Genomic DNA, 6,291 nt, shown 5'->3' with positions numbered 1-6,291 from the left:
CGCCAATGCTCCGCAGTGGCTCGCTCCTCCGCCTTGCATCTGCACGCACCAGACCCCGCTCGCTGATCCGGCCTGATCCAAAAGACACGCCCTAGACCCGTCGTAGGCAACGCCCGGTGGACCGGCCCCGGGATTCCGGGCGCCGGGGCCGGTCCGGATGCTCACGTCACCTCACCTGCCGCGGCCGGCCTTTCCCTTCCCGCCGCCGCTGCCGCCGCCCAGCAGTCCCGCCTTGCGCAGGGCGTCCGCCATGGCGCTGTTGGCGGGCGCGGGGGCCTGGGACTGGCGGCCGCCGCCCTTGGCACCGTTACCGCCGCCACCGCGACGGTCACCACGGCCGGCACCGGCACCGCCACCGCTGCCCTGACGCTGCTGCGGAGGCCGGCCGCCCCGCTCCCGCTTCGGCGCACCGTCGCCCGAGTCGGCCGCGGGAGCGTCGTCCAGCCGCAGTGTCAGGGAGATCCGCTTGCGCGGGATGTCGACGTCCAGCACCTTCACCTTCACCACGTCCCCCGGCTTCACCACCTCGCGCGGGTCCTTGACGAAGTTCCGGGACATCGCGGACACATGCACGAGCCCGTCCTGGTGCACACCGACGTCCACGAAGGCACCGAAGGCGGCCACGTTCGTGACGACGCCCTCCAGCACCATCCCCGGCTCCAGGTCGCCGATCTTCTCGACGCCCTCCTTGAACGTGGCGGTCTTGAACGCGGGCCGGGGGTCGCGCCCGGGCTTCTCCAGCTCCCGCAGGATGTCCGTGACCGTCGGCAGACCGAAGGTCTCGTCCACGAAGTCGTCCGCCCGCAGCGACCTCAGCACCGACGTGTTGCCGATCAGCGACGCGACCTCGCCGCCCGTCGTCTTCACCATCCGCCGCACCACCGGGTACGCCTCGGGGTGCACGCTGGACGCGTCCAGCGGGTCGTCACCGCCCCGGATCCGCAGGAAGCCCGCGCACTGCTCGTACGCCTTCGGGCCGAGCCGCGCCACGTCCTTGAGCGCCTTGCGGGACCGGAAGGGGCCGTTGGCGTCCCGGTGGGCCACGATGTTCTCGGCGAGGCCCGCCCCGATGCCCGACACACGCGAAAGGAGCGGCGCGGACGCGGTGTTGACGTCGACCCCGACGCCGTTGACACAGTCCTCGACCACCGCGTCCAGGGACCTGGACAGCTTCACCTCGGACAGGTCGTGCTGGTACTGGCCGACACCGATGGACTTGGGGTCGATCTTCACCAGCTCCGCGAGCGGGTCCTGGAGCCGACGCGCGATCGAGACGGCGCCGCGCAGCGACACATCGAGGTCCGGCAGCTCCTGCGAGGCGAACGCGGACGCGGAGTACACCGAGGCGCCCGCCTCCGACACCATCACCTTGGTGAGCTTCAGCTCCGGGTGCTTGGCGATCAGCTCACCGGCGAGCTTGTCGGTCTCGCGCGAGGCCGTGCCGTTGCCGATGGCCACCAGCTCGACCGCGTGCTCCTTCGCGAGCCGCGCCAGGGTCGCCAGCGACTGGTCCCACTTGTTGGCGGGCACGTGCGGGTAGATCGTGTCGGTGGCGACCACCTTGCCGGTGGCGTCCACGACCGCGACCTTCACGCCCGTACGGAAGCCGGGGTCGAGGCCGAGCGTCGCCCGCGTCCCGGCGGGCGCCGCCAGCAGCAGGTCGCGCAGGTTCGCGGCGAAGACCCGTACCGCCTCGTCCTCCGCCGCCGTCCGCAGCCGCAGCCTGAGGTCGATGCCGAGGTGGACGAGGATCCGGGTGCGCCACGCCCAGCGGACGGTCTCGCCGAGCCACTTGTCGCCGGGCCGGCCCTGCTGGGAGATCCCGAAGCGGGAGGCGATGATGCCCTCGTACGAGGACGGTCCCTCCACCGGCTCCTCCGGCTCCAGGACCAGGTCGAGGACCTCCTCCTTCTCGCCGCGCAGCATCGCCAGCACCCGGTGCGAGGGCAGCTCGGTGAAGGGCTCGGCGAAGTCGAAGTAGTCGGCGAACTTCGCGCCGGTCTCCTCCTTGCCCTCCCGCACCTTGGCGGCCAGCCGCCCCCGCGTCCACATCCGCTCACGCAGTTCACCGATCAGGTCGGCGTCCTCCGAGAACCGCTCGGTGAGGATGGCTCGGGCGCCGTCCAGCGCGGCGGCCGGGTCGGCCACGCCCTTGTCGGCGTCGACGAACGCGGCGGCCGCGGCGAGCGGCTCCACCGACGGGTCGGCGAGCAGGCCGTCCGCGAGCGGCTCCAGCCCCGCCTCGCGGGCGATCTGCGCCTTGGTGCGCCGCTTGGGCTTGAACGGCAGGTAGATGTCCTCCAGGCGCGCTTTCGTCTCGGCCGCCCGGATGCTCGCCTCCAGCTCCTCGGTGAGCTTGCCCTGCTCACGTACGGAGTCGAGGATGGCGGCCCGCCGGTCCTCCAGCTCCCGCAGGTAGCGCAACCGCTCCTCGAGCGTGCGCAGCTGCGCGTCGTCGAGCATCTCGGTCGCTTCCTTGCGGTAGCGCGCGATGAACGGCACGGTCGACCCGCCGTCGAGCAGCTCGACGGCCGCCTTCACCTGCCGCTCCCGTACGCCGAGCTCCTCGGCGATCCTGCCTTCGATGGACGTCGTCACGGTGTCCCGACTCGCCTTCTCGTGCCTGCCAGCTTGAGGTTGCATTCTGCCGGGTCACCGTGCGACGTGTCCGCCTGCCCCGTCGTCAGGCGCGGCGCGCCCTGCCCCCGCCCCGTGAGGCGCCGCCGAAGAGCCGCGCCAGGAGCCGGAAGGGCAAGGTGACGACGGTGGCGACGGCCGAGCCGATCATGCGGAAGAAGTCGGCGATGGTACGCAAGGGGCACCTCCAGGTGCTGTCGGTTGCCCCCTGCGGGTTGCCGCCCCCCATCGCACGAAACGTCAGCCCTTGCCGGCCAGGTCCTGCGGGAACGCGCCCGCCGCCACGGCCGCGCCGAGGAAGTTCCGCCCCAGCTCGGTGAGCCGCTCGACGTCCGCCGCGCCGAGGTGCTCGTACGGAGCGGCGTCCAGGCGGTCCGTGTGGTCCTCCAGCTCCGACCTGAGGGCTGCGCCCGCCTCGGTCAACTCGCCCTGCTCGTCCAGCAGGCCGCGCCCGCGCAGCCGCTCGGCCGCCGCGTCCCAGTCGGCGCGCCGCCAGCCCCGCGTGGCCAGGATCCAGCGGGGCACCATGCCCTTGCCGGTCGCCGTGTGGCTGACCAGGGCCTCCAGCGGGTCGAGCCCGGCCGACAGCAGCGCGACCAGGTGCGCGTCCCCGCGGTGCTCGCGCAGCAGCGTCGCGGCGTGCCAGTAGGCCAGGTGCGGCTCATCGGGCACCGGCAGGTCGGCGTGGGCGGCGTACAACGGGCGGGCGTGGCGGGTGCACCCCTCGGTGGCCCGCAGGGCGAGCCGCGCGGCCTCCGCCATCTCCTGTGACCGGACCGCGGCGTCGCCGAGCAGCCGTCGCAGGGTGGCGTCGGCCGCCCGCAGCCGGGCCGCGAGTACGGCCTCGGGGGAGGCGGTGTCCCAGACGGCCGGCAGATGACGGGCGACGAGCTCATGGTTGAAGTTGTAGAAGGACGCCGTGACGACCCCCGGTCCGACCGATCCCATGGCGGCGGCACGCCCGGCGAAGTACGCGGCGCTGGAGTCGGTGACCCCGAGCGCGGCGAGCTCCTTGGCGAAATCGGGCGAGAAGTACACCGTCGAGTGGAGCGGGTTCAGGGCGTTGTGGCAGCGGCGTCCGGCGCGCGGCGGCAGAGTCGTCATGGCGCCAGGTTACCGACTGGTTGGTACGTAGCCAGGGGCCGGGGCGGGGATGGCAGGAAAGGCGGGGTTTTCGTCATTGCGGCCATGAGGCGGCGCCCCAAGGATGAAGGGCATGACGCAGCGACCCGTACTCGTCGTCCTCTTCGACGGCGTGCAGAGCCTGGACGTCACCGGACCGGTGGAGGTCTTCGCCGGGGCGGACCACCTCCCCGGACGCCCCACGCCCTACCCCATCCACACCGCCTCGCTCGACGGAGCGCCCGTCCGCACCCAGAGCGGCCTGCGGCTGGCCGCGGACAGCTCCCTGGCCGACGCGCCGCGGCCGCACACCCTGCTGGTCCCCGGCGGCGACGGAACCCGCGACCCCGACCCGCGCCTGGTCGACTGGCTGCGCGAGCAGGGCCCGCGTGCCGAACGCCTGGTCTCCGTCTGCACCGGAGCCCTCCTGCTCGCCCGGGCGGGCCTGCTGGACGGCCACCGCGCCACCACGCACTGGGCGTTCTGCGACCACCTCGCCCGCCACCACCCGGCGGTGGACGTCGACCCGGACCCGATCTTCGTACGGGACGGGAACATCGCCACCTCCGCCGGGGTCACCGCGGGCATCGACCTGGCCCTGGCCCTGGTGGAGGAGGACCTCGGCCGTGACGTGGCACTCACCATCGCGCGCCACCTCGTGGTCTTCCTGCGCCGCCCCGGCAACCAGGCCCAGTTCAGCGCCCAGCTCGCCGCCCAGACCGCCCGCCGCGAACCACTGCGCGAGGTCCAGCAGTTCATCACCGAGCACCCGGCCGCCGACCTGTCCGTCGACTCCCTGGCCGCCCGCGCCCGCCTCTCGCCGCGGCACTTCGCCCGCGCCTTCCAGGCGGAGACCGGCACCACACCAGGCCGGTACGTCGAGCGCGTCCGCCTCGAACACGCGCGGCGCCTCCTGGAGGACACCGGCAGCGGCGTCCACGAGGTCGCCCGCGCGGCCGGCTACGGCACACCCGAGGCGATGCGCCGCGCCTTCGTCAAGACGCTCGGCACCCCGCCCGCCGAATACCGGCGCCGCTTCCACGCGCCACCCGTACCCACCCGCTGAAAGGACACGACGCATGCAGATCGCCATCCTCCTCTACCCCGGCTTCACCACCCTCGACGCCATCGGCCCCTACGAGATCATCAGCCGGCTGCCCGGCGCCGAGACCGTCTTCGTCGCCAAGGAGAGCGGACCCGTCCGCAATGACCAGGGCAACCTCGCCCTCGTCGCCGACCGCACCCTCGCCGAGGTCCCGAGCCCCGACATCGTCCTCGTACCGGGCACCGGCGACTGGGAACCGGTCATGCGCGACGAGGAGACCCTCGACTGGCTCCGTACGGCCGACGCCACCAGCACCTGGACCACCTCGGTGTGCACCGGCTCACTGATCCTGGCCGCCGCCGGTCTCCTCGAGGGCCGCCGCGCCACCAGTCACTGGCTCGCACTGGACCTGTTGAAGGCGTACGGCGCCGACCCGACGGGGGAGCGGGTCGTCTTCGACGGCAAATACGTCACGGCCGCCGGTGTCTCGTCCGGTATCGACATGGGCCTGCACCTGGTCGGCCGGATCGCGGGCGACCGGCACGCCCAGATCGTCCAGCTCCTCACCGAGTACGACCCCCAGCCCCCGTACGACGCGGGCTCCCCGGACAAGGCCCCGGCCGAGATCGTCGCGTTCTGGCGTGCCGAGCACGCGAGGACACCGGTGACCGCGCGGGAGGCGGGGGAGGTCACACCCCGTACGTGAAGCGCGGCGCCCGCCGCTCCAGGAAGGCGGCGATGCCCTCGGCGGTGTCGCCGCTGTCGCGCGCCTGCCCCGCCCAGTACGCGTCCCGGTCGGTCCGCCCCGCCGCGAACTCCTTCGCCGCCGCCTGTGTCAGCTGCGAGCGGGAGGCGAGGATCCGGGTGAACTCCGTGACCCGTTTGCCCAGTTCCCCCGCCGGCAGCACCTCGTCCACCAGGCCGGTGCGCAGCGCGCGTTCCGTGTCGATGAGCTCGCCCGAGAACAGCAGGTACTTGGCGGCCGACGGCCCCACCAGGGACACCAGCCGCCGGGTGGAGGAGGAGGGGTAGACGATCCCGAGCTTCGCCGGCGTGACGCCGAAGAGCGCGCCCTCCTCGGCGAACCGCAGGTCGCAGGCGGCGGCCAGCTGGCTGCCGCCGCCCACGCAGTAGCCGCGTACGGCGGCGAGCGTCGGCTTGGGGAAGGCGGCGAGCGCCTCCTCGGCACGCACGGCGAGGGACTGTTGTTCGTCCCCCGGTTCGCCCAGCGACGAGATGTCGGCTCCGGCGCAGAAGGTGGCCCCCGCCCCGGTCAGCACCAGCACCCGGACGCTCGGGTCGGCGGCCGACGAGTCGAGCAGCTCGGGCAGCGCGCGCCACATGCCGGCCGTCATGGCGTTGCGCTTGGTGGGGTTGCTGATGACGAGGGTGGCGACACCGTCCGCGACGGACTGCTCCAGCTGAGGCTGCTCCATGCGCGGGATGCTATCCGGCGGTGTCGAGCGTCCGATCAAGAAGGAGCAGCA

6 protein-coding genes are annotated in these 6,291 nt (G+C 73.0%); 2 read left to right on the top strand and 4 right to left on the bottom strand.

Annotated elements, in window-relative coordinates:
• Window positions 1-171: 171 nt before the first annotated feature.
• The 3 genes from ABT360_RS29755 to ABT360_RS29745 all read right to left on the bottom strand — a co-directional run bounded on the left by ABT360_RS29755 (window position 172) and on the right by ABT360_RS29745 (window position 3,741).
• On the bottom strand, window positions 172-2,598 hold the full coding sequence (locus ABT360_RS29755) for a Tex family protein (RefSeq protein WP_351823176.1): 2,427 nt from the start codon (window positions 2,596-2,598) through the stop codon (window positions 172-174).
• An 85-nt stretch (window positions 2,599-2,683) separates the two neighbouring features.
• Window positions 2,684-2,815, bottom strand: a complete 132-nt coding sequence (locus ABT360_RS29750) for an LPFR motif small protein (protein WP_260604312.1) — start codon at window positions 2,813-2,815, stop codon at window positions 2,684-2,686.
• A gap of 62 nt (window positions 2,816-2,877) precedes the next feature.
• A complete protein-coding gene (locus ABT360_RS29745; protein WP_351823173.1) occupies window positions 2,878-3,741 on the bottom strand; it encodes an SCO6745 family protein in 864 nt (287 codons plus the stop codon).
• Between the two features lie 112 nt (window positions 3,742-3,853).
• Between ABT360_RS29745 and ABT360_RS29740 the strand changes: the two genes are divergently transcribed.
• Both ABT360_RS29740 and ABT360_RS29735 read left to right on the top strand, forming a co-directional pair.
• Complete coding sequence (locus ABT360_RS29740) at window positions 3,854-4,825, top strand: GlxA family transcriptional regulator (protein ID WP_351823170.1); 972 nt, start codon at window positions 3,854-3,856, stop codon at window positions 4,823-4,825.
• 13 nt (window positions 4,826-4,838) lie between these two features.
• A complete protein-coding gene (locus ABT360_RS29735) occupies window positions 4,839-5,510 on the top strand; it encodes a DJ-1/PfpI family protein (RefSeq protein WP_351823167.1) in 672 nt (223 codons plus the stop codon).
• Here ABT360_RS29735 and ABT360_RS29730 read toward each other — a convergent pair.
• A complete protein-coding gene (locus ABT360_RS29730) occupies window positions 5,494-6,240 on the bottom strand; it encodes an enoyl-CoA hydratase/isomerase family protein (RefSeq protein WP_351823164.1) in 747 nt (248 codons plus the stop codon). The two genes, ABT360_RS29735 and ABT360_RS29730, sit on opposite strands and share 17 nt — an antisense overlap.
• Window positions 6,241-6,291 lie beyond the last annotated feature (51 nt).

The organism is Streptomyces sp. NPDC000229, assembly GCF_040300825.1.
Taxonomy (GTDB): Bacteria; Actinomycetota; Actinomycetes; order Streptomycetales; family Streptomycetaceae; genus Streptomyces.
The sequence above is the reverse complement of the archived record's forward strand: the minus strand, read 5'-3'. Positions and strand labels throughout refer to the sequence as shown.